Genomic DNA, 24,055 nt, shown 5'->3' with positions numbered 1-24,055 from the left:
CGAAACAGCGTTGGATGCTCATTTACAGGTGTAAATTCCGCATCCTCGGCTGTTTCACGCCTTTGATCGGCGCACGTTACCGATTTTGAAGCAGACTCTTAACAGTCCAGTGGGTTGCGTTTTTCAGGATCGATACCGAACTTGGCAATGGCCTCGGCCACGACTTTAGGTTCGATGTCGCCACGGTCAGCCAAGGCTTCCAGGGCTGCCAGCACCACGAAGTTGCGGTCGACTTCAAAGAAGTGACGCAGCTTGCGGCGGCTGTCGCTACGGCCGAAGCCGTCGGTGCCCAGCACTTTGTATTCCTTGGATGGAACCCACTGACGGATCTGATCAGCGAACAGCTTCATGTAGTCGGTGGATGCGATGACCGGACCTTTACGGCCGCCCAGGCATTGCTCGACGTAAGTCTGCTTCGGCTTCTGGCCAGGATGCAGACGGTTGGAGCGTTCTACCGCCAGGCCGTCACGGCGCAGTTCGTTGAAGCTGGTGACGCTCCAGACGTCGGCGCCGACGTTGAACTCGTCGCGCAGGATCTTCGCTGCTTCGCGGACTTCACGCAGGATGGTGCCCGAGCCCAGCAACTGGACGTGGTGCGCAGCAGCCTTGGTGTCTTCCTCAAGCAGGTACATACCCTTGATGATGCCTTCCTCTGCACCGGCCGGAATGGCTGGCTGGGTGTAGGCTTCGTTCATCACGGTGATGTAGTAGAAGATGTCCTGTTGTTCTTCGGTCATCTTCTTCATGCCGTCCTGGATGATCACCGCCAGCTCGTAGCCGTAGGTTGGATCATAGGTGCGGCAGTTAGGTACGGTGGAGGCCAGGATGTGGCTGTGACCGTCTTCGTGCTGCAGGCCTTCGCCGTTGAGCGTGGTACGCCCGGCGGTGCCGCCGATCAGGAAGCCACGGGTACGGCTGTCGCCAGCGGCCCATGCCAGATCGCCAATGCGCTGGAAGCCGAACATCGAGTAGAAGATGTAGAACGGCAGCATCGGCTGGTTGTGGTTGCTGTACGAAGTACCGGCAGCGATGAACGACGACATGGCGCCGGCTTCGTTGATGCCTTCTTCGAGGATCTGGCCCTTCTTGTCTTCGCGGTAGAACATCACCTGGTCTTTATCGACTGGCTCGTAGAGCTGGCCGACGGACGAGTAGATGCCCAACTGACGGAACATGCCTTCCATACCGAAGGTACGGGCTTCGTCCGGGATGATCGGAACGATGCGCTGACCGATTTCCTTGTCCTTGACCAGTTGCGCCAGGATGCGCACGAAAGCCATGGTGGTGGAGATTTCACGGTCGCCCGAGCCGTCCAGGATCGCTTTCAGCGTTTCCAGTGGTGGCGTCGGGATGCTGATGCTCTTGGCGCGGCGCTGTGGCACGAAACCGCCCAGGGCGCTGCGGCGCTCGGCCAGGTACTTGGCTTCGGCGCTGCCTTCTTCCGGACGGAAGAACGGCAGGTTTTCCAGCTCGGAGTCCTTGATCGGCACGTCGAAGCGGTCACGGAAGTGACGCAGGCTGTCGACATCGACCTTCTTGGTGTTGTGCGCGGTGTTCTTGGCTTCGCCTGCACCGGTACCGTAACCCTTGATGGTCTTGGCTAGGATGACAGTCGGCTGGTCTTTGTGGTTGACCGCCTGATGGTAGGCTGCATAGACCTTGTACGGGTCGTGGCCACCACGGTTGAGTTTCCAGATTTCGTCGTCGGACAGGTCTTCGACCATGGCCTTGAGTTCAGGCGTGTTGAAGAAGTGCTCGCGAACGAACGCTCCGTCCTTGGCCTTGTAGTTCTGGTACTCGCCGTCGATGACTTCGTCCATGCGGCGTTGCAGGGCACCGTTGGTGTCCTTGGCCAGCAGTGGGTCCCAGAAACGGCCCCAGATGACCTTGTTGACGTTCCATGCTGCACCGCGGAACACGCCTTCGAGTTCCTGGATGATCTTGGCGTTGCCGCGAACCGGGCCGTCGAGGCGCTGCAGGTTGCAGTTGATGACGAAGATCAGGTTGTCCAGCTTCTCGCGACCGGCCAGGGCGATGGCGCCCAGGGATTCCGGCTCGTCGGTCTCGCCGTCGCCCAGGAAACACCAGACTTTCTGCTTGCCTGCCGGGATGTAGCCGCGGTTTTCCAGGTACTTCATGAAGCGTGCCTGGTAGATCGCCTGGATTGGACCCAGACCCATGGATACGGTCGGGAACTGCCAGAAGTCAGGCATCAGCCATGGGTGCGGGTACGAGGACAGGCCTTTGCCGTCGACTTCCTGACGGAAGTTGTTCATCTGCTCTTCGCTGATGCGACCTTCAAGGAACGCACGGGCATAGACGCCTGGCGATGCGTGGCCCTGGAAGTAGATCAGGTCGCCGCCGTGCTCGTCGGTTGGAGCCTGGAAGAAGTAGTTGAAGCCGATGTCATACAGCGTTGCGCTGGAAGCGAAGCTGGAAATGTGACCGCCCAGGTCCGGGTCGTTCAGGTTGGTCTTTACGACCATTGCCAATGCGTTCCAGCGTACCAGCGAGCGAATGCGGCGTTCCATGAACAGGTCGCCAGGCATGCGTGCTTCGTGGGTGACTGGAATGGTGTTGCGGTATGGCGTGGTGATGGCGTAAGGCAGCTGCGAACCACTTCTAGTGGCCAGTTCGCCCATACGGGTCATCAGGTAATGAGCACGGTCTTCGCCTTCTTTGTCGAGAACCGATTCCAGGGCGTCCAGCCATTCCTGGGTTTCGACGGGATCGAGGTCTTGCATGGCTTGCTCCAGGGCGGAAAGGCTTCCAGAATCGGTTGCCTGAGTTTGCGACTGGCCTTTTGGGCAGACGACATAAAATTCTTGGATTACCGGAGGGTTGTTCCGGCGGCGTGTAGTTTTACTACAAATCGACGACCATTTCAGCCCTTCGAGTTACATACCCAGTAGTAAAACTACAGAGAAGCGACCAAATCGCTCCTGTCGTGTTGTGAGATAAAACGTTACCGTTGATGTGAGATTTATAATTCTTGGTGAAAAATTGGTGTCTGCTGCTAGTGAATCAAATTTTTCAGCAATTTATAACCTTTGTTCTACATTCGGTGGTTGCGCATGAAACTTGCGGACATTGCAGGTAGCCCATTGCACGCCGATCAAGGATAGACCATGAGCCTACCTTCGCTGGCCGATTTTCCGGCCATCCTGCTGCCTTTAGTTACCCGCGCACAACAGACATTTCGTACAGCGCTTGCTGGTTTGCCAAGTGATGCACTGACGTCTTTCGAGGCTTGGCCCGAGTCGCGCCGCCATGCATTCGATCGCGTCTGTGCATCCAGTGATTTCGTCACCGAACAGGTCTGCCGCGATCCCCGCATGCTTCTGGAGCTGGCCGGATCGGGCGAGCTGGAGCGCAGTTTCAGTGTGGGCGAACTGCGCGGGCAAATAGCTGCCGCCTTACTGGCTGCCAGCAGCGATGATGAACTGGGGCGTAATCTACGTCGCCAGCGCATGCGTCAGCAAGTGCGGATTATATGGCGTGACCTTACTCGTCAGGCAGATCTGATCGAAACCTGCCGTGACTTGTCCGAGATGGCCGATGCTTCCATCGACCTGGCGTACCAATGGCTGTACGAGCGTCACTGCCAGTTGCTCGGCACGCCGACCGGGCGCCGTACCGGCCAGCCGCAGCAGATGGTGATCCTCGGCATGGGCAAGCTGGGTGCCGTGGAGCTTAACCTGTCTTCGGATATCGACCTCATCTTCGCTTATCCCGAAGGCGGCGAGACAGTCGGTGCGAAGCGGGCGCTGGACAATCAGGAATTTTTCATTCGCCTGGGCCAGCGCTTGATCAAGGCACTGGACCCGGTGACAGTCGATGGCTTCGTGTTCCGCGTCGATATGCGTCTTAGGCCTTACGGTTCATCCGGGGCGCTGGTGCTGAGCTTCAATGCGCTGGAGCAGTATTATCAGGATCAGGGCCGTGACTGGGAACGTTACGCCATGATCAAGGCGCGGGTGGTGGGCGGCGATCAGGTGGCTGGCGAGCAATTGCTGCAAATGCTGCGTCCGTTCGTGTACCGCCGTTATCTGGATTTCTCTGCCATCGAAGCGCTGCGCACCATGAAGCAGTTGATCCAGCAGGAAGTCCGGCGCAAGGGCATGGCCGAGAACATCAAGCTTGGCGCTGGCGGCATCCGCGAAGTGGAATTCATTGCCCAGGCCTTCCAGTTGATTCACGGCGGCCGTGACCTGAGCTTGCAGCAGCGGCCATTGTTCAAGGTGCTGAAAACCCTGGAAGGCCAGGGCTATCTGCCTTCTGCCGTGATCGACGAATTGCGCGAAGGCTACGAGTTTCTGCGCTACACCGAGCACGCGATCCAGGCCATTGCCGACCGCCAGACGCAGATGCTGCCGGACAACGAGCAGGATCAGGCGCGCATTGCCTTGATGATGGGCTTTGCCGACTGGCCGACGTTCCATGAGCAACTGATGCATTGGCGTAGCCGGGTTTCATGGCATTTCCGCCAGGTCATTGCCGATCCGGACTCTGATGCCGATGACGAGCAGCAGGATGAAGGCGAAGTCATCGTGGGCGGTGAGTGGTTGCCGCTGTGGCAGGAGTCTCAGGATGAAGAGGCGGCTTGTCGCCAGTTGTCACAAGCCGGCTTCGTCGATGCCGACAAGGCGATCCGCCAGTTGGCCAATCTGCGCGGCAGTCCACAGTTACGTTCGATGCAGCGCCTGGGGCGCGAGCGTCTGGATGCCTTCATTCCCCGTCTTCTTGCCCAGGCCGTAGAACATCAAAGCCCGGATCTGGTCATTGAGCGAGTATTGCCGCTGGTCGAAGCGGTAGCGCGGCGTTCGGCTTATCTGGTGCTGCTCACGGAAAATCCCGATGCGCTGCGGCGTTTGCTGACTTTATGCGCTGCCAGCCCGTGGATCGCGGAACAGATTGCGCGCTTCCCGCTGCTGCTCGACGAGTTGCTCAACGAGGGACGCCTGTTCAATCCCCCGTTGGCGCCCGAACTGGCGGCCGAGCTGCGTGAAAGGCTGATCCGTATTCCCGAGGACGATCTTGAGCAGCAGATGGAGGCCTTGCGGCATTTCAAGCTCGCCCACCGTCTGCGGGTTGCGGCGTCCGAGATATCTGGCAGTTTGCCGCTGATGAAGGTCAGCGATTACCTGACCTGGCTGGCCGAGGCCATTCTGGAACAGGTTCTGGCGCTGGCCTGGCGACATACCGTTGCCCGGCACGGCACGCCTTCGCGCCCCGATGGCAGCCTGTGCAACCCGAGTTTTGTGATTGTCGGTTACGGCAAGGTGGGAGGTATCGAGCTGGGACATGGCTCGGACCTGGATCTGGTCTTTATCCATGATGGTGATCCGCAGGCTGAAACCGATGGTGCCAAGCCTATCGATGGCGCGCAGTTCTTCACCCGCCTTGGTCAACGGATCATTCACCTGCTGACGACTCAGACCAACTCCGGCCAGCTTTATGAAGTAGATATGCGCCTGAGGCCATCCGGCGCATCAGGCCTGTTGGTCAGCTCGCTGGGGGCTTTTGCTCGCTATCAGGAAAATGAAGCCTGGACCTGGGAACATCAGGCGCTGGTACGTGCCAGGGTACTGATCGGCAGCCCGGATGTCGGGAACGAGTTCGCCAAAGTCCGGGCCTCGGTTCTGGGCCGCGAGCGCGATCTGGACAAACTGCGCTCGGAAGTCAGCGAGATGCGCGCCAAGATGCGCGATAACCTGGGGACTCGACTGACCGCAGCAGGAACGGCGGCCAATGCTTTCGATCCGGCAATGTCGTTCGACCTCAAGCAGGATGCCGGTGGTATCGTCGATATCGAATTTATGGTGCAATACGCGGCCTTGGCGTGGTCCAGAGAGCATCCCGCCTTGCTGCGCTACACCGATAACATTCGTATTCTCGAAGGCCTGGAAGAGGCCGGGTTGCTGCCTGATGCCGATGCCAGCCTGTTGCGCGAAGCCTATAAGGCATACCGTGCAGCGGCGCACCGTCAGGCATTGCAGAACCAGGCCGGAACAGTGGCCGGTGATCAGTTTGAAGTCGAGCGGCGCGAAGTGATGCGGATCTGGGCAGGGTTGGGACTGACCTGAACCCATGTTGTAGGAGCGGATTCATCCGCGAAAGTGCTTTGAAATGTTTCAGGCCCCTTCGCGAATGAATTCGCTCCTACGGTTTATCGAACGCTATATATAGATAGCTATGACAGGGAGGCGTCAGGTTGTGTGGGAAGGTCACGCAACCTGACAAGCCTCCCTGGCTGTTTTTGGATCGAGCATGAAAATTTTGATCGTTGGGCCTAGCTGGGTCGGTGACATGGTGATGGCGCAGACGCTGTTCCAGTGTCTGAAGCAGCGTCATCCTGAGTGCGAAATCGATGTGCTGGCTCCGGAGTGGAGCCGTCCGCTTCTGGAGCGCATGCCTGAAGTGCGTGCCGCCCTGAGCTTTCCGCTGGGGCATGGCGCGCTGGAGCTGTCGACCCGACGCCGGATCGGCAAATCCCTGGCCGGTCAGTACGATCAGGCCATCCTGCTGCCCAACTCGCTCAAGTCCGCGCTGGTGCCTTTCTTTGCGGGTATTCCCAAGCGCACCGGCTGGCGTGGCGAGTTCCGCTATGGCCTGCTCAATGACGTGCGGATTCTGGACAAACAGCGCTATCCACTGATGATCGAGCGTTTCATGGCCATGGCGTTCGACAAGGACGCAGAGTTGCCGCGCCCTTATCCGAAGCCAAGCCTGCAAATCGACACCGCTGTTCGTGATGCCGCGTTGGCCAAGTTCGGCCTGACGCTGGACCGACCGGTGCTGGCGCTATGCCCGGGTGCCGAGTTCGGTGAGTCCAAGCGCTGGCCGTCCGAGCATTACGCACAGGTGGCCGAGTCCCGGATTCGTGAAGGCTGGCAAGTCTGGCTGTTCGGCTCGAAGAAGGATCATCCGGTCGGCGAGAGCATTCGCGACTATCTGATCCCCGGCCTGCGTGAAGAGGCGGTCAACCTCAGCGGTGAAACTTCATTGGCCGAGGCCATTGATCTGTTGTCTTGTGCTGATGCCGTGGTGTCCAACGACTCCGGGCTGATGCACGTGGCGGCTGCGCTGAATCGTCCGCTGGTGGCGGTCTACGGCTCTACATCGCCCGGTTTCACGCCGCCTCTGGCCGATGAGGTCGAGATCGTGCAGTTGGGGATCGAATGCAGCCCCTGTTTCGAGCGCACATGCCGTTTTGGTCACTACAACTGCATGCGCCTGCTTGAGCCGAACTCCGTGGTCCAGGCATTGGGCCGTCTGGGCGGCACCCCGGTGGAGGTCGCCTGACTTTGCGGGTATTGCTGATAAAGACTTCTTCGCTGGGCGACGTGATTCATGCTTTGCCAGCGTTGACCGATGCGGCGCAGGCTCTGCCGGGCATTCAGTTCGACTGGGTGGTGGAAGAAGGCTTCGCCGAAATTCCGACCTGGCACCCGGCGGTGGACAAGGTGATTCCGGTGGCGATCCGTCGCTGGCGCAAGAACCTGTGGCAGACCTTCAAGACCGGTGAGTGGCAGGGTTTCAAGCAGCGTCTGCGCGAGACACATTACGACGTGGTCATTGATGCCCAAGGCCTGTTCAAGAGCGCCTGGCTGACCCGTTACGTCAACGCTCCGGTTGCTGGCCTGGACAAACACTCGGCACGCGAGCCCATTGCCAGCCGTTTCTACGACCGGCCTTACCCGGTGGCACGTGGGCAGCACGCGGTTGAGCGGTTGCGGCAGTTGTTCGCTCAGGCTCTGGGCTATGAACTGCCTGCGGGCCTTGGCAATTATGGCCTCAAGCGTCTGTCGGCACTGGATGAAACGCTTGAGGCGCCATTCGTGCTGTTTCTGCATGGCACCACCTGGGCAACCAAGCACTGGCCCGAGCATTATTGGCGGCAACTGGCGGAGCTGATGGCTGCGCGAGGCCTGAACGTGCGCCTGCCATGGGGCAACCCGGCTGAAAAGGCCCGCGCCGAGCGTATCGCCGAAGGCCTGGGCAATGCGCAGGTCTTGCCGAAGCTGAATCTGGCGGGCGTTGCCCGTGTACTGGCCAGTGCCCAGGCCTGCGTGGCGGTGGATACCGGCATCGGTCATCTGGCTGCGGCGCTGGATGTTCCGACCATTTCCCTGTTCGGGCCGACCAATCCGGGCCTTACCGGTGCCTACGGCAAGTCCCAGGTGCATCTGGCCGGTGATTACCCGGCATGTGCTCCTTGCCTGCAAAAGAAATGTACTTATCAACCGACGGCTGACGATCAGTTGCGGTTCGACCTGAAACGCGAGTGGCCCATGTGCTTCACTCGTTTGAATCCCGAGCGGGTAGCGAGCCAGTTGGGCGCGCTGTTGCTGGCAAAGGAACACAACTGATGCAACTGGCTTTCGTACTCTACAAATATTTCCCGTTCGGCGGCCTGCAACGCGACTTCATGCGTATTGCGCTGGAGTGCCAGGAGCGCGGGCACCAGATTCGGGTCTACACCCTGATCTGGGAAGGCGATGTGCCGCCTGGCTTCGAGGTGCTGGTCGCGCCGGTCAAGGCGTTCTTCAACCATCGGCGCAACGAAAAGCTCAGCGCCTGGATGGAAGCGGACCTGGCCAAGCGCCCCGTGGATCGCCTGATCGGCTTCAACAAGATGCCCGGTCTTGATGTGTACTACGCCGCCGACGGCTGTTTCGAGGACAAGGCGCAGAACCTGCGCAACTCCCTGTATCGCAAATGGGGCCGTTATCGCCACTTTGCCGAATACGAGCGGGCGGTATTCGCCAAAGACGCGAAAACTCAGGTGCTGATGATTTCCGAAGTGCAGCAGCCGCTGTTCATCAAGCACTACGACACGCCATTGTCGCGCTTTCACCTGCTGCCGCCGGGTATTTCCCAGGACCGCCGTGCGCCGCTCGATGCGCCGGATATTCGCGCCGGGTTCCGTCAGGAATTCGGGCTGGCCGACGACGACCTGCTGCTGGTGCAGATCGGATCGGGTTTCAAGACCAAAGGCGTGGATCGCAGCCTCAAGGCGCTGGCCGCCTTGCCTGCCGAACTTAAAAAACGCACGCGCCTGTTTGTAATCGGCCAGGACGACCCCAAAGTATTCCAGCTGCAAAGCACAGCATTGGGGCTGGGCGAACAGGTGACCTTCATGAAAGGGCGTAGCGATATTCCGCGTTTCCTGCTCTGCGCCGATCTTCTGATTCATCCGGCCTATAACGAGAACACTGGCACTGTGCTGCTTGAAGCGCTGGTGGCCGGCTTGCCGGTGCTGGTCAGTGCGGTCTGTGGTTATGCTCATTACATTGCCGAAGCCGACAGTGGTCTGGTGCTGGATGACCCGTTCGAGCAGGCGCAGCTCAACGAATATCTGGTAAAGATGCTCGAAGACGATGCGGCGCGCCGCACCTGGGGCCTCAATGGTCTGGCGTTCGCCGATACGGCTGACCTTTACAGCATGCCGCAGCACGCTGCCGATGTGATTCTGGCGGAGCACTATCAATGAAGCTGTTCCTCGCTGAACCCTTCAAGAGCCGGTGGGCCGGGCGAGATGCATTTGCCGAGGTCGAGGCTCTGGATGGACAGGTCTATCGCGAGCTGGAAGGTCGTCGCACGCTGCGTACCGAAGTCGATGGCCGCGGTTATTTCGTCAAGATTCACCGTGGTATCGGCTGGGGTGAAATCGCCAAGAATCTGGTGACCGCCAAGCTGCCGGTGCTGGGAGCGGGCAAGGAGTGGGACGCGATAGCGCGTCTCAAGGAAGTCGGCGTGCCGACCATGACCGCCGTGGCCTATGGCGAGCGTGGCAGCAATCCGGCGGCTCAGCATTCGTTCATCGTCACCGAAGAGCTGGCACCCACCGAAAGCCTGGAAGATGTCAGCATCAACTGGCGCAACGAGCCGCCCGAACCGCGCTTGAAGCGGGCGTTCATCGCCGAAGTCGCACGGATGGTCGGGATGATGCACCGCGCCGGTGTAAACCATCGGGACTGCTACATCTGCCACTTCCTGTTGCATACCGACAAGCCGGTGACGGCCGATGATTTCAAACTGTCAGTCATCGACCTGCACCGTGCCCAGACCCGCCGTGCAATCACGCCGCGCTGGCGTAACAAGGATCTGGCCGCGCTGTATTTCTCGGCGCTGGACATAGGTCTTACCAAACGCGACAAATTGCGTTTTCTCAAGGGGTATTTCCAGAAGCCATTACGTGAAGTACTGGCTCGGGAAGCCTCATTGCTGCGTTGGCTGGATAAAAAGGCGGACAAGTTGTATCAGCGTAAATTGCGTTACGGAGATGCGCTCTGATGGCTGGTTGGAATCTTGAGCCGGAATACGCCTTCCTGGCTGAGGACTTTGGCAACCTGGATGCGGTTTTTGCCTTGCAGGGCGAACAACTGACCAGCGATCTGCTCTCCGAAGTGATTCGTGTGGAGCGTGGCGGCGTGACCTATTACGTCAAGCGCTACACCGGCGCAGGGAAAGGCCTGCGCCGCTATCTGGGCCGCCCGAGGGTCAAGTCCGAATGGCAAAACCTCAAGCGTTTCGCCAAATGGGGTATCCCGACTGCCGACGTGGTGGCCTGGGGCCTGGAGCGCAAGGGCGCGGCCTATGATCGCGGCGCGCTCATCACACGCGAACTTCCCCGTACCGAAGACCTGTCCGAGCTGGCGCGGCACAAGGATGCCCGGTTGTCGAATCGTGCCTGGGTCGATGTCATCAGTCGGCAACTGGCGCGCTGCACCCGGATCATGCATGACCAGCATTTCACCCATAACGATTTGAAGTGGCGCAATCTGTTGGTCGACGACCAGTCCAGGCTGTTTTTCATCGATTGCCCCAACGGTGCGTTCTGGTGGAGCTTCATGCTTCGCTATCGAGTCACCAAGGATCTGGCCTGCCTGGACAAGGTCGCCAAATACCATTTGTCCGCGACCCAACGTCTGCGCTTCTACTTGCAGTACCGTCAGCGGGATCGTTTGAACGCTTCCGACAAGAAGCGCATCCGTCATGTCGTCAGTTTTTTCGAGGGGCGTGAATGAGCGTTTTCATTGCCGATTCCGACCGTGCCCTGCTTGAGCGTCATGGTCTGATCGACTTTCAGTCGCTATGGGACATACAGCTCGACGCTGTTGATGAACCCAATACCGGTCGCGGCGGCTGGAGCAGTGTGTTTCGTCTGGAGCTGGAAGGTCAGGGCTTTTATCTGAAGCGTCAGAGCAATTACCTGACCTATACGCTGCATCATCCGTTTGGTGAGCCATCGTTCTCCCGCGAGTTTCGCAATATCAGCCGCTATCGGAAGCTGGGTATTCCAGCGTTGCAGGCCGTGTTCTATGGCGATAGCAAGGTCAATGGCGAGCATCGTGCAATTCTGATGACCCGTGCTCTGGATGGCTGGACTGACCTGTATGTCTTGCTTGAGCAATGGTCCAGGCTGAGTGCCAGTCAGCACACTGCGATTCTTCAGGCTTGCGGGCAACTGGCTCGCAAGCTGCATCAGGCCGGACAGGTTCATGGTTGCTTCTACCCCAAGCATATTTTTCTGCAGGCTCAGGGCGACGTTTATCAGGCACAGCTGATCGATCTGGAGAAGACCCGCCCGGTTTTCTTCGGCAAGCGTGATCTGATCAAGGATCTGGAGCCCTTGTTGCGACGTGCGACGGCGTGGGGGGATAGCGAATTGCGGGTATTGTTGGCTGCCTATCTGCAGGCGGCTCCCGACAGCGCCCAGGTCGATGCCTGGTGTTTGCGTCTGGGCAAGCGTGGCAAGCACAAGCGCGACCTTCACCACCGTGACAACAAAGAGGCGCGCTGATGCGTTTGTCTGAACTCAAGAATGCCGGACGCACACCTGAGCTGCCTCTGAACGTGACCCTGGCCGACACCATTGGTCCGGCCGATCTGCAACTCTTGACGCTATTGCGGGTGCTGCCGGGTCAACGCTATGTCGGCGCGGGTGTCTGGCGCGGTCGTACGGTGCTGGCGAAGCTGCTGGTGGGCAATAAGGCTGCCCGGCATTTTCAGCGTGAACTGGATGGCGTCCGCCTGCTGGCCGAACAGGGCTTGACCACGCCTCTGCTACTGGCCGATGGCTTGCAGGAAGGCGAAGGCGGCTGGTTGTTGTTCGAGTTTCTGGATAACGCCCAGAGCCTGGGTGATGCCTGGAATCAGGTTGAGAACCTGCCGCCGCTGGCCGATGAGCAACAGCTTGTGCTGGGTGAAGCGCTATCAGCCATTGCCCGGTTGCATGCCAAAGGCCTGTGGCAGGAAGACCTGCATCTGGACAACCTGCTGCGCCATAGCGGCCAGTTGTACCTGATTGACGGCGCGGGCATTCGTGTCGAAGAGGCAGGCAAGCCGTTATCCCGTCAGGCCGTGCTGGAAAACCTTGGCGTGTTTTTCGCCCAGTTGCCCAAGGCACTGGAGCCGTTTACCGAAGAACTGCTGGTGCATTATCTGTTGAGCAACGCCGAACATGCCTTGCCCATGGAGGCCCTGCAAAAGCAGATCGACAAGGTGCGTAGCTGGCGCTTGAAGGATTACCTGAACAAGACCGGGCGTGATTGCAGCCTGTTCAGCGTCGAAGACACGGCTTCGCAATTCCGGGCGATCCGCCGCGAAGAAGAGTCTGCCCTGTTGCCCGTTCTGGAGCAGGCCGACGACTTGCTGGACAAAGGCCATCTGTACAAGACCGGCGGTGCTGCGACTGTAGGTCGTGTCGAGGTCAATGGCCGCACACTGCTCATCAAACGCTACAACATCAAGCACTTCGCCCACTGGCTAAAACGCTTCTGGCGTCCGAGCCGTGCGTGGCATTCCTGGCGTGAAGCCAATCGCCTGGAGTTCCTGGGGATCGCCACGCCCAGACCGCTGGCGGTGCTGGAGCAGCGTGTACTGGGCTTGCGCCGCAAGGCGTATCTGGTCACCGAGTTCCTGTCGGGGCCGGATATCATCAAGCGGTTCGCGCCTTACGTTGAGTCGGGTGATGTGCCGGAAAATGAACTGCTGGCACTGGACCTGCTCTTCGAGCAACTGATCCGCGAACGCATCAGCCATGGTGACTTAAAGGGCCATAACCTGTTCTGGCATCAAGACCGCTGGGCCTTGATCGATCTGGACGCCATGCAGCAACACAGCTCCCAGTCGTCGTTTGCAACCGCATATGCCCGCGACCGGGCGCGCTTCATGCGTAACTGGCCCGCAGGAAGTGCGCTGCACCAGTTGCTGGAGGAGCGCTTGCCTGGGTAGTTGCCAATGCCGATCAGTCATGAATTGAGAGAGGCATTGGCCACGACGACCAGCTTGAGGCAACACATTTGCATTGCCTGAAACTGACTTGTCGCGGCCAAGGCCCCTCCCACGAATTGTGATCCTTACTTGCCTGCCACCAGTCAGGTCACGTGCATCAGGTTCAACTCCTCAAGTGCCGCCACCAGCGCAAACATGTTGTTGTAAGGCGTCATGTGGGTGTTGGTCCAGGTCGGGCGGTCGATGTAGAGCTTGCCTTCGGCATTGACCTGTATCGGCGTGCGGTGAATGAAGGTGTCCCGTGATCGGTGGACGATGGTTTGCAGGCCGTCCTCCGATTGTTCGATCAGGAACATTCCGGGCCGGGTCAGTCGCTGTTCGACGGGCAGCGTTTGCACAGGGCGTGTGACGATAGCCTGGGTTGCTCCCGGGATTTCCATTTCCACCAGATAATCGCTTTTGATCGGCACGGTTTCAGGGATCAGGCCGCGTCTGATCCTGTCGCCCGGATCGGCTATCACGCCTCTGGATTGTCCGGGCGGGGTATCGATAACGCGCAGGCCGATCCCGGCTTCCAGTTCGGCGATGCCCGGTATGATCTGTTGGTAGGTGTTGGCGTGAGTGTTGCCCACCAGAGCGATCCATTTGTGTGAGCCCATGACTTCCTGATGTTTGCGAATGGTGAGGTGCGCAAAGTAATTCATCATTTGCTGACGAGTGGTAGGTGCTTCTCCCAGGATGCCCTTGAGGTGGTAGCTCGCCGAGCAGTCGATCGCACGGATCTCCACGCCATTCTGCTGGGCCTTGAGTACCAATTGCTCGAAGGTATAGATCCTGTTCGGGTCGGTATAGTGTCCTCTGTCGAGCCTTTTCAGGTCATGCAGCAGGGTCTTGCTCATTTGCCCGGTCTCGAAAAAACGGTCCAGATCCGCTTGGTGCAGGTCAGCCAGCAAATGCTCCAGGTACAGCGTCTTGACCTTCTGCTGCGACAGCAATGGCAGGTTGTCGATAATCAGCTTTTTGCTGGCCACTGAAGAGTGAGACTCGCCAATCACCAGGCCATCGGTGTGCTGGTACAGCGTCTGTAGAAAGTCCGGCAATGGAACCTTTGACTCTACGTTAGGCATTTTCGGGCGCACAGGCAGTTCGATGGCTGCAATATTTCGGGCATCGGCTTGCAGCTTGGCGCGCACCTGGAAAAACTTGCCCCGTACCGCGCTCAGTTCCGGGTCCATGAAAAAGTAATGCTGATCCAGCCCTTTATGCTCGAAGTTCGCCAACTGATACAGAGTGCTTCTGTTCTCCAGCGGGACTTCGTACGTGGCATCTGCCAGCGACTTCTGAATGGCGCTCGATGGACTGTTGGGCGTCCAGTGATCGGGCTCTATACGCAACCAGCCCTTGGTGTCAGCCCAGCGAAAACCGTATTCGCCCGACCAGAGTTGTGGGTTCTCGATGCTTTTCCTGTTGCCCAGTTCCTTGAACAGAGCCATGTCCAGCAGGGTGCTCTCGGGTAATGTTTTTGCGGGGGGGATGGTCAACGGGTTGGCGAACTCTATCGTGAAGTCGCAACGGGCTGCCGGGTCTGCTGGCGCTGAGCCTGCAGTGGTTTTGATCCGTGTCGGGCTGCCGCTCGCAACGTCCTGGATATGAACGCTGGGCACGCCTTGAAGCTCGGCAATACCAGGAATCTGGCCATGGGTGGTTGCCAGCTTTTCATCCAGAAGGGCGATCCAGCGTCTTGATGGCTCACTCGCTACGTCGCTGCTGATGAGTTTATGGCCAAAGAAATTGCTCATTTTCTGGCTGGCTGCTGTATCGCCTGCGGCAGCCGCTACGGGGTGCCGGATGAGCGGATAGCTGATCGAAGAGCTGAACGGGCGCACTTCGATGCCATGTCTGTGGGCGATCTTGATCAAGTGGTAATAGTCGTACTCTGTTGTCTGGTTATTCAGGGCCTTGTCGTTGAGATATTCCAGATGCTCCTTGATTTCATGGGAGCCGGAGCGGGTCTTCTTGCCCAGTTGGCGATAGCGGGCAAGTTTTGGCAGATGCTTGTCAGTGAACAGATGCTCGATGTACAGAATCTCGACCCGTTCCTTGGCCAGAAGAGGCATGTTCTGGATAAGCAGGCGCTTGCTGGCGACCGACCTGGGCGCTTCGCTCAGGACCAGGCCGCTATTGTGTGCCAGCAGGCTCTCGAACAGCGTGTCGAGGCTTGCCCCGGACTCAAGCGTCGGTAATGAAGGGCGTGGTGGTAATGACGGCGCACTGAAAAAGGCATGGGCATCGTGGTAGAGCTTTTCCCTGAGGACGGTGAATCTCAGGCGCATCTCCACGAAGTAGGTTTCAAAGTACTGCATCATGCCCAGCCCGCTCGGGTCATAGCCCTCTCCGCTGATAATGAGCTCCATGTGGGGTTGCATCTGTGCCGGCAACTCGTAGTCGCCAGGCGTCGTGCCTGTGCCGGTGGCTTCTGCTTCTGGCAACGGTCTGTAGTTCTGCGGGCTGTCCCGTCCGCCGCCTCGTAACTGCTGACGGTCAGCGAGCTGCCATGTACCGTGTTCATCCAGGTATACGGGCTGCTTGCCGAAAAAAGCGAACGGGTTGGCCGGGTCGATGATCTGCCAACTGCGGATCTGCGCGTCGTATTGGACCTCAAAGGTCTTGCCGGAAAGCTCGATGTACTGCCTGCCGTTGACTGTGCTGATGCCTTTGGCGTGACCGTCGCCGATACGCGGTACGTTACTCAATGAAAGATGCACTTCAAGCCCGTCGCGCACGCCCGTAGCGGAGGCGGATGCGGTATCGAGTGCAGGGGCCGGCGTTTGCCATGTGCCGCGGGCACCGGGTTTTACGAATTGTCCGGTACTACTGACCTCGGTCGAGGAACTGCTGATAGTGCGCAGGACCGGGAAGTAACCGTTGGTATCCGGTTTGCCGACCAGAAGGGCTTCGTCGTGCAGGTTTATGGGATACAGGTCTTCGTAGCGGGGTAACGAGGGCACACGTTTCACCGGGCGTAGAGCCGAGTCGGGTGAAGGTGGCGGACCGATCTGGCGTACCACGCCGCCGAAACCCTTGAGGCCTGAATGCAGATCACCTGCCGCGCCGAAGCTGTTGAGCATGGCGGTCAGTATGTAGGCGCTGGCGGTTTCGCTGTCGCCGTCACGCAAGGACTGGAGCGCACGAACTGTGTCATGCAGGGACAGCAAGGCACCCACGGCAAAGCTGGCAGGCGGAAAGGGCAGAGTGACAATGGTGGCTATCACCTCGATGCTGACCCATATCAGTTTGGCCAGCATGTCATTGCGCCCGGTGGTGGTTTCTTCCACATCCCGCAGTTTGCGCAGGATCGGGCGATTGAAGCAGGTGTCGGCGAAGTCGGAAATGGATTCCCTGGGTAGAAAAGGTGCCTTGCTGGCGTTGCCCTTCTGCATGTCTCTCAGGAAGAACGACAGGGCCTTGCGTGATTTTAGGCGGCAGCGGTCCTTGTAGTAGTCGATCATGCCCGGTGTGCCGAGTGAATCGGTGAAACTGCTGAACAGGCGGAACTCTATGCCGTCCGGTGCCTGTGGCGTGTAGAGAAGCGACGCCTGCCTGATGGACATGGGAAGGATGGCGATGCAGCCTTGCACTGTTTCGACGTGAATCAGGTTGGTGTCGGGAATGACCAGTTGATCGATGCCTCCCACGCCTGAGGCGATAAAGGGTTTATCCACATGGATCTGTAACGGATACAGCGGGTATTGCTCGCGCGTCCTTGCATCGCTCAGATGGGCGTGGTCGATGGAATCCCAAAGCCATTGATACTGCGTCGCGCTGATATGTCCCTTGAGCAGGCTGCGCAAGGCCGCCGCTTTCATCTGTAGCTGTGTCATCAGCAGGCTGGTCTTGCGACGGTATTCATAACCTTGCGAGCCGGTATTGAGCAGGGTGTTTTTCACGAGAGCGATGTAGTCGTCGGCCAGCCATTGGTTGCGTACCGACTCGGCGACTTTCACAGGCGACAGCGCGCTCAGGTTCACGCCCTCCGGGCCACGGAAGGTTGCCTGGGTGTCGGCGGTACTGCGGATGATGCCGATGCTGTCGTCGTAGCCATTGAGCAGCATGTCGGTATAGGTCAGCGTCTCGCGCTCGCTGCTGATCACAATCAGGTCGGGATCTACGCGGCCTACCGGTACGTCGAGCAGTTTGCTGATCTGCCTGCTTGCCCGTTCATGGGTGTAGGCCTTGAAGGATTGCATATGGGTATGCGGTTTGGCGTCGTAATTCTTGCGTGCGCCGTTGGCTGCATCCTCAAGAGCCACCAGTTCCTGGCGTTGTGCCGGGGTGGCATGCCGATACCAGTCAGGCGTGTGTCGCTGCTGCTCGGATAACGCCACACGAATGTGCTGTTCGGCGAGAATGCGCAGGCCAGCATCAAAGCCTGACAGGCTGACCAGTTCAAGGAAGCCCTCGGGCGGGTAGGGTTTGAGTTTCAAAGCCGCCAGTTGCGCTGCAAGCCCGGCGCGAGCCGCAACCTCCACCTGATTGAGCAGGTAGTCGCACAGCTTGTCCGAAACCACCCAGCCGACCAGTTCATTGCGCAGTTGGGTTTGATTGTCGAAGGCCCAGAAACACTGAGTCTGCGGAGCGTCCACTGCAACCATGATCAGGCGCTCCAACTGACCTGTTGTCGTTTCCTGGCGAACGACCAGCAATTTGCTCAGTACCTGGCGGTTCAGTTTGACCTGCTGGACGATCAGGCGGAAATCCGTGTTGCCCTGTGCCGGATTCGTGACCGTTTCGACAATCGTGAAATCCTCGGGCCGGATATGGCCTTGCATTTTGGCGGCGTAAGCCAGGGCGCTTATCTGTCTGCGAGTCAGCAAGTGCATGAGTTGCTGATTGTGTTCTTTACGGTACTGCGCCTGTTGAAAGGCTGCGAAGGTCAGCCGCAGGTCGAGTTCTTCGATGACCTTGACCAGATAGGCCGGGGTCAAGGATGAGTGCTCTTCTGCCAGCGGCGCGTCTTCAAGGCTGAGCGTCGTGTGCCCGAGAAATTCCGAACCGGCTTTGCCGTCGCCCGGATGCAGGCCGTACAGCGCCAGTTCCGTCAATGAGCGGGTCACCGTGTAGGCTTCGCCTGTCACTGGAAGTGTGCGCTGAGTGTTGGCCTTGATGGTGCTCGGGTCCAGGTCGTAACCCAGATCGTTTGCCATCCGTATGCGCAGTTGTGCCCTGGCAAACTGCTCCGGGGATGCCGCCGCATTGAGGGCGCTCACCGTGACTGCGCGTGCCTGATCATACTGCTGCAGGCGCTCGGCATAGGTGCTGCGGTCATCCTGGCTGGCCATCTTGATCCAGTCCGGCAGGCTGCGGCGATAGCGGCTTTCCAGAGAGGCCAGTTCGCGCAGTTCCAGCAGGGCTCCGGGGCCGAACAGGCCGCGCATGCCAATGGCATTCTGGATCAGTGCCTGATGTTTTTCCCGGTTATCGACGCTCGTCAACATGCAGGCGTAGCGGACATCTTTGCGCTGTTTGTCGATCAGCCTGTCCATGGCGTGAGCGTAGGGAGAATCGCTGATGGGCGTGAGCAGCAGGTCGGCTGCCGTGAACGGCTCAAGATGCAGATCAGGATCGTTGCCGATCTCTGTCAGCACGTCCTGATGGCGCTGCTCGATACAGTTGAACAGGGCATCTCTCAAGGTCGGGCTGTTTAGCCAGTCGGGCAGGGTTTCAAGCATCTGTGCCTGGCTGGTGAAACCCGTTGCGCCGATGCCCGGCATTATCAGCAAGGTATGACCCTGATCCTGGCTCATTACCAGAGCGCCGGCCACTTCGACCTGCTCTTGCTCCTGAAGCTTTACATGCAGAGAAAAGATTTTGGGAGGAACCGCCGTCGGACTGTCCGACCGACGGCGCGAGGCGGGCAGGCACGCCAGATATTGTGTGGTGAGATCTCGTTCGTGGATCTTGACGCTGAGTTCGTCACGCAGGGTTTGCTGCATGCCGGTCAGGAATTTCTCGTAACGGGTTCCGTCTGACGCGCTGGGCGAATCCCAGTAATCATCGATGCGTTGCAACAGGCGGGCTACTTCCAGCTCTCGCTGTGAGGTGTCCGAGGTCGTGATTGCATCCAGCAAGGTATCCTGCGCTGTAGGCAGTTCGCCCAACTCTGTCTGCAGGCTGGTACTCAGCTCTGCGAGCCTTTTGAGGGCGGCCGAGGCTGCTGGCAATGTATCGTCGGGGAGCCCGGTTGGAGGGGGCAATGTTTCCATGTGTCTACTTTCCGTTGAGCACTTCAAGCGCTGAGGTTTGATTGAGGGCCGTCGGGCCGACAGTGATGGGCTCAATCAATCAGAAGCAGTGCGCAGCGAGGGCGTAGATAGTTATTGGATGCAAAGCCTGTCTATATATTCGGATCGGCTTTCAGTCCCCGAGCCAAATCCCCGGTCATTACGCTATAATCGCGCGCTTTAGCTGTCCCTGGCCCGCAGTGCGGGGGGCACACCTTTTATCGGGCGCGATGCGCCTGCATGCAGACTAAAGAGGCTAGACCCTAGTGGCATTGACGATCCTTGGCCTGTCCGGCGCCCTTAGCCATGATCCTTCCGCAGCGCTTTATATCGACGGCAAGCTGATTGCGGCGGCTGAAGAAGAGCGTTTCGTTCGCGATAAACATGCAAAGAACCGCATGCCCTACGAGTCGGCGAAGTTCTGCCTGGAGCAGGCAGGCATCAAGCCTTCGGACGTCGATGTGGTGGCGATTCCGTTCGCGCCGATCAGCCTGTTCGGCAAGGCTCGCTGGCACTACGCCAAGCGTTACTGGTACGCACCTGACCGCGCACTCGATGCACTGTTGATGGGCAACCGCCGTTACAAGCGCTACCGCAACAAGATCGTCTGGTGCCTCGAGCAATTGGGCTTCGATCCGAAAAAGATCAAGATCGAGCCGGTCGAGCACCACCTGGCCCACGCTTCCAGCGCCTACCACTGTTCCGGTTTCAAGGAAAAGACCGCGATCATGGGTATCGACGGCAAGGGTGAGTACGCCACGACCTTCTTCGGCTATGGCGAAAACGGCAAGATCCACAAGATCAAGGAATTCTTCGACCCGGACTCCCTCGGCGGCCTGTATGGCGCGATCACCGAATTCCTCGGTTTCGAGATGCTCGACGGCGAGTTCAAGGTCATGGGCATGGCGCCGTATGGCGATGCCAGCAAGTACGACTTCTCGCGTCTGGCGACCTTTGAAAACGGCGAGCTGATCATCAATACCGAGCTGGCCAACGTCATCGGCCTGCGTCGCTATAAAGAGAACGGCAAGGGCTTCTACTTCTCGCCGAAACTGATCGAATGGCTGGGTCCGAAACGTGTAGGCGATGTGGCCGATGAGCCTTACATCCACTACGCCGCCAGCATGCAGGCGCTGTTCGAGAAACTGGCGTTGCAAATGATGGATCACTACCTGGGTGACATCCTCAAGGAAACCGGCAAGATCGCCTTCGCGGGCGGCTGTGCGCTGAACGTGAAGCTGAACCAGCGCATCATTGCCCGTCCGGAAGTGAAAGAACTGTTCGTCCAGCCAGCCTCCGGCGACGCCGGTACGGCGGTCGGTGCAGCGGCTTATGTCTCTCACGCTCGTGGCGTGCCGGTCGAGAAGATGGAGCACGTCTACCTCGGCCCGGCCTACAGCAACGAGGACGTGATCGCAGCCTGCGCCCGTCACCCGGACAAGCCGGTCTGGCGCCAGATCGAAAATACCCCCGAGCGCATCGCCCGAATCATGGTCGAAGGCAATCCGGTGGCGTGGTTCCAGGGCCGCATGGAGTTCGGTCCGCGTGCGCTGGGTGGTCGTTCTATCATCGGTTGCCCAAGCATTCCGGGCGTTGCCAACCGCATCAACGAACAGATCAAGTTCCGCGAGCGCTGGAGGCCTTTCTGCCCGTCGATGCTCGACACCGTGGCGCCGCAGATGATCACCATCGATCACCCGGCGCCGTTCATGACCTTCACCTTCGAAGTGGCTGAAGAGTGGAAGACCCGCGTGCCGGAAGTCGTCCACGAAGACGGAACGTCCCGTGCCCAGGTACTCAAGCGCGAATACAACCCGCGCTACTACGACATGATGAAGGCATTGGAAAACCTGACCGGCAACGGTGTGTCGCTCAACACCTCGCTCAACCGTCGCGGTGAGCCGATGATCTGCTCGCCCACCGATGCGCTGAACATGTTCTTCGGGTCGGATCTGCAGTACCTGATCATGGAAGACATTCTGGTCGTCAAGGACGGCGTGGATACGTACGAGAATGCCTGAGCCACTGATCAGCGTCGTCATCCCCGCTTACAACTATGCCTTGTTGTTGCCGCGAGCGATTGATTCAGTGCTGTCTCAGTTGACCGACGATGTTGAGCTGGTTGTCGTCAATGATGGTTCCACCGACGATACCCAGCGGGTGCTTGATGATTATCAGGCCCGCCATGGCAGTGGCATGACCGTTGTGCATCAAGCCAATGCGGGGGCGGCGGCAGCGCGTAATCATGGTGTGCGCCTGGCTCGGGGGCGCTATGCCCTGATGCTGGACGCCGATGACGAGCTGTTGCCGGATGCGCTGGCTTCGATGCGCAAGGCGGTGATTGACAATCCTGATGCGGGTTTGGTGCTGGGAGGCCAGATCTCGGTCTACCCGGACGGGCGTGAGCGGGTTCGCCAGCCGACGCCGGCCCAGGGCAGCCCGGAGCAGTTGGTGCGCCGGTATCTGTTGCAGAAGAAAATCGCTGTTTCCCATTGCTGCACCCTGCTGCGGCGCGATCTTCTGCTCAAGCGCCCTTATCCGCAAAGCCTGCGCTCGGGCGAGGATATACCGGTGTTTGCCTATGCCCTGGTCAGTGCTCCGGTTGCTCTGGTTCATCAGCCAATAGCGCGTATCTATAAGCACGCCGATAGCTTGCGCCATAGCCGTGCCGATGAAGAAAGCGTGGCCACAGGGTTGATCAAGGAAGTATTTGCGCACCTGCCGGACGAGTGCAGGTCTCTTCTGCCTCGCTATTCGGCTCAGGTCTATCTCTCGTTGTTCCGTGCCGCTCAACTGGCTGGCGATTACTCCGTAGCGCGTCGTTATTATCTGCGTGCTCTTCGTTTCAGTCCCTTGCAGGCTCTGAAGTGGAGTTACTTGCGCAAGGCGCTCAAGTTCGGGAAGCGCTGATGCGCATTCTGGTGCTGACCTGTACTCCGAGAGAACCCGACAACCGCCAGTTGTGGGAAGGGCTCAAGCGCTTTGCCGATGTGGAAGTGCGCCACGTTGACCGTGACCAGCACAAACAGTTGGGCCGTGTATTGAGTGCGATCGATTTCTCGCTCTATGACAGGGTCGTGGTTGATCTGCTCTTCCGATACCTGTGCAAGCAGGCTCGCCAGCTCAAGCGTATTTCAGGGTTGCTGATCTACGAGGAAGACGCCTGCCAGGAATTCATTTCCGGTTCTCGGTGGCAGGGAAAATTCTCTGCTTTCTATCGCAAGATTCCCCACGCCAAAATAATCATGACGGGCTTTTGGGTGGCCGAGCGCTTTCGGGAACTGGGCGTTGATACCCGTTTTCTGGCCAAGGGTTATAACTCTTCCTCGCTGTATGCCAATGGTGCCGAGCGCGATATCGAACTAGGGTTCATCGGTCGTCTGGGCAGTGATACATACCGTGAGCGGCGTGATTTCCTGCAGCAGGCTGTTGATCGTTATCAGCTTGAGCTCATGCGAACTGCGCCCGGCGATGAGTATCGTGAAGCGCTCAATCGCATTCGAGTATTTGTCAGTGCCGATATCGGGCTTGGCGAATATATGGCGAAAAACTTCGAGGCCATGGCTTGCGGTTGTGTATTGCTGGCCTACCGCCAAGGGCACGGTGAAGAGCAGGCTCTTGGGCTTGAGGATGGCGTCAACGTCATGCTCTACAGTGACGATAACGAGTTCTCGGAGAAGCTGGCTTTGTTACGCAGCGACCCCGCACTACTTGCCCGTATAGCTGAACAGGGGATGCTTTTCGCGAGGCAGCATCTTGATTACTTCAAACAGTCTGAAGTTGTTTTTCAGCATCTATCGGGTGAGTTTTCGGCGGGCGGCCCGATGAGTCTTCTTGACCGGTTAGTGCTTAAGCTTTTCTCTAAAGGATAACCGTACTTGCTGATCCGCCCTCTCGCATCGGGAGAGGGCTTGTCTCAGGCGGCTGTCTTGGTCGCTGCCAGCTCATAAGATCGCATCAGCTCTTCCCACGGAAAGTCGGAAATCTTGCTGCGTCGCAGGTAGTTCTGCAGATGCTGGAAGTTGCGTCTGACCATCGATTTGCTTAGCGGCTTTCTCTTGAAGCGGGTGTCGAGGAAGTCGATCAGCCCAAAACCCTGGTCGGGCGTACGCAGCACATTGCCAAGGTGCAATGAGCGGAAATAGATGCCACGTTGATGCAGGAAATGGATGTACTGGGCAAGCTCGGGCAGCAGGTTCATGAAGGCTTCAAACGACTGCTTGTAGAGTGAGTCCAGCGGGGTGCCTGGCAAGGGTTGATAAAGGCATGCGCTGATACCTTTTGCAGGTTCTACCCAGAAAACATCATTGACCTGTGGCGTGCTGATGCCTCGTTCGCGCAGGCGACAGCTTTGCTGATAAAAGCGCTGTGCATCGGGGTTCAGGCGAACCAGCAGTGGATGGCGCCTGCTGCGAAAAATCTTCAATAGCTCACCGCTGGCAAGGCTGATGACCTTGGGGCCATGGCTGTCTTTTTCCAGTACGGTCCCTTCGGTTAGCCAATCTTGCATTTGGTTCGCTGTTACAATGCGC

At 58.6% G+C, this 24,055-nt stretch carries 14 protein-coding genes; 11 read left to right on the top strand and 3 right to left on the bottom strand.

The window, feature by feature from the left end; genetic code table 11:
- Window positions 1-98: 98 nt before the first annotated feature.
- On the bottom strand, window positions 99-2,744 hold the full coding sequence (gene aceE, locus ACODS3_RS07750) for a pyruvate dehydrogenase (acetyl-transferring), homodimeric type (RefSeq protein ID WP_201001704.1): 2,646 nt from the start codon (window positions 2,742-2,744) through the stop codon (window positions 99-101).
- A 384-nt stretch (window positions 2,745-3,128) separates the two neighbouring features.
- Here aceE and glnE point away from each other — a divergent pair, with 384 nt between their 5' ends.
- The 8 genes from glnE (at window position 3,129) to ACODS3_RS07710 (ending at window position 13,242) form a co-directional block, all read left to right on the top strand.
- The gene (gene glnE, locus ACODS3_RS07745) at window positions 3,129-6,086 is read left to right on the top strand and encodes a bifunctional [glutamate--ammonia ligase]-adenylyl-L-tyrosine phosphorylase/[glutamate--ammonia-ligase] adenylyltransferase (protein ID WP_201018226.1); all 2,958 of its coding nucleotides are present in this window, start codon (window positions 3,129-3,131) and stop codon (window positions 6,084-6,086) included.
- A 184-nt stretch (window positions 6,087-6,270) separates the two neighbouring features.
- Window positions 6,271-7,305, top strand: coding sequence for a lipopolysaccharide heptosyltransferase II (waaF, locus tag ACODS3_RS07740; RefSeq protein WP_095067242.1), 1,035 nt, complete (start codon window positions 6,271-6,273; stop codon window positions 7,303-7,305).
- A 2-nt stretch (window positions 7,306-7,307) separates the two neighbouring features.
- The gene (gene waaC / locus ACODS3_RS07735) at window positions 7,308-8,372 is read left to right on the top strand and encodes a lipopolysaccharide heptosyltransferase I (RefSeq protein WP_025258250.1); all 1,065 of its coding nucleotides are present in this window, start codon (window positions 7,308-7,310) and stop codon (window positions 8,370-8,372) included.
- Window positions 8,372-9,496, top strand: coding sequence for a glycosyltransferase family 4 protein (locus ACODS3_RS07730; RefSeq protein WP_489033946.1), 1,125 nt, complete (start codon window positions 8,372-8,374; stop codon window positions 9,494-9,496). Before waaC ends, ACODS3_RS07730 begins: the two co-directional genes overlap by 1 nt.
- On the top strand, window positions 9,493-10,299 hold the full coding sequence (gene rfaP / locus ACODS3_RS07725; RefSeq protein ID WP_201018224.1) for a lipopolysaccharide core heptose(I) kinase RfaP: 807 nt from the start codon (window positions 9,493-9,495) through the stop codon (window positions 10,297-10,299). The genes ACODS3_RS07730 and rfaP overlap by 4 nt, the downstream gene beginning before the upstream one ends.
- Window positions 10,299-11,033 (top strand): lipopolysaccharide kinase InaA family protein, encoded by a 735-nt coding sequence (locus ACODS3_RS07720; protein WP_489033945.1) that lies wholly within the window; start codon window positions 10,299-10,301, stop codon window positions 11,031-11,033. Before rfaP ends, ACODS3_RS07720 begins: the two co-directional genes overlap by 1 nt.
- Window positions 11,030-11,809: a lipopolysaccharide kinase InaA family protein gene (locus ACODS3_RS07715; RefSeq protein WP_201018222.1), complete on the top strand. Its 780-nt coding sequence runs from the start codon at window positions 11,030-11,032 to the stop codon at window positions 11,807-11,809. The genes ACODS3_RS07720 and ACODS3_RS07715 overlap by 4 nt, the downstream gene beginning before the upstream one ends.
- On the top strand, window positions 11,809-13,242 hold the full coding sequence (locus tag ACODS3_RS07710) for a lipopolysaccharide kinase InaA family protein (RefSeq protein WP_201018221.1): 1,434 nt from the start codon (window positions 11,809-11,811) through the stop codon (window positions 13,240-13,242). Before ACODS3_RS07715 ends, ACODS3_RS07710 begins: the two co-directional genes overlap by 1 nt.
- A 143-nt stretch (window positions 13,243-13,385) precedes the next feature.
- Here the strand turns inward: ACODS3_RS07710 and ACODS3_RS07705 are convergent, their stop codons facing one another.
- Window positions 13,386-19,505 (bottom strand): membrane-targeted effector domain-containing toxin, encoded by a 6,120-nt coding sequence (locus tag ACODS3_RS07705; RefSeq protein ID WP_201018220.1) that lies wholly within the window; start codon window positions 19,503-19,505, stop codon window positions 13,386-13,388.
- A 284-nt stretch (window positions 19,506-19,789) separates the two neighbouring features.
- Here ACODS3_RS07705 and ACODS3_RS07700 point away from each other — a divergent pair, with 284 nt between their 5' ends.
- The 3 genes from ACODS3_RS07700 to ACODS3_RS07690 are packed head-to-tail and all read left to right on the top strand — an operon-like array spanning window position 19,790 to window position 23,395.
- Window positions 19,790-21,544: a carbamoyltransferase family protein gene (locus tag ACODS3_RS07700; RefSeq protein ID WP_201018219.1), complete on the top strand. Its 1,755-nt coding sequence runs from the start codon at window positions 19,790-19,792 to the stop codon at window positions 21,542-21,544.
- Window positions 21,537-22,433 carry a glycosyltransferase family A protein gene (locus ACODS3_RS07695; RefSeq protein WP_201018218.1) on the top strand — a complete coding sequence of 299 codons (897 nt, stop codon included), beginning with the start codon at window positions 21,537-21,539 and terminating at the stop codon, window positions 22,431-22,433. The genes ACODS3_RS07700 and ACODS3_RS07695 overlap by 8 nt, the downstream gene beginning before the upstream one ends.
- Entirely contained in the window at window positions 22,433-23,395 is a 963-nt protein-coding gene (locus tag ACODS3_RS07690) for a glycosyltransferase family protein (RefSeq protein ID WP_201018217.1), read from the top strand. Before ACODS3_RS07695 ends, ACODS3_RS07690 begins: the two co-directional genes overlap by 1 nt.
- 44 nt (window positions 23,396-23,439) lie before the next feature.
- Here the strand turns inward: ACODS3_RS07690 and ACODS3_RS07685 are convergent, their stop codons facing one another.
- Entirely contained in the window at window positions 23,440-24,033 is a 594-nt protein-coding gene (locus ACODS3_RS07685) for a BUD32 family EKC/KEOPS complex subunit (protein ID WP_304574794.1), read from the bottom strand.
- Window positions 24,034-24,055 lie beyond the last annotated feature (22 nt).

The organism is Pseudomonas sp. FG43 (assembly GCF_057809175.1).
Note: the sequence above shows the minus strand (reverse complement) of the source record. Positions and strands in the feature narration are given on the sequence as shown.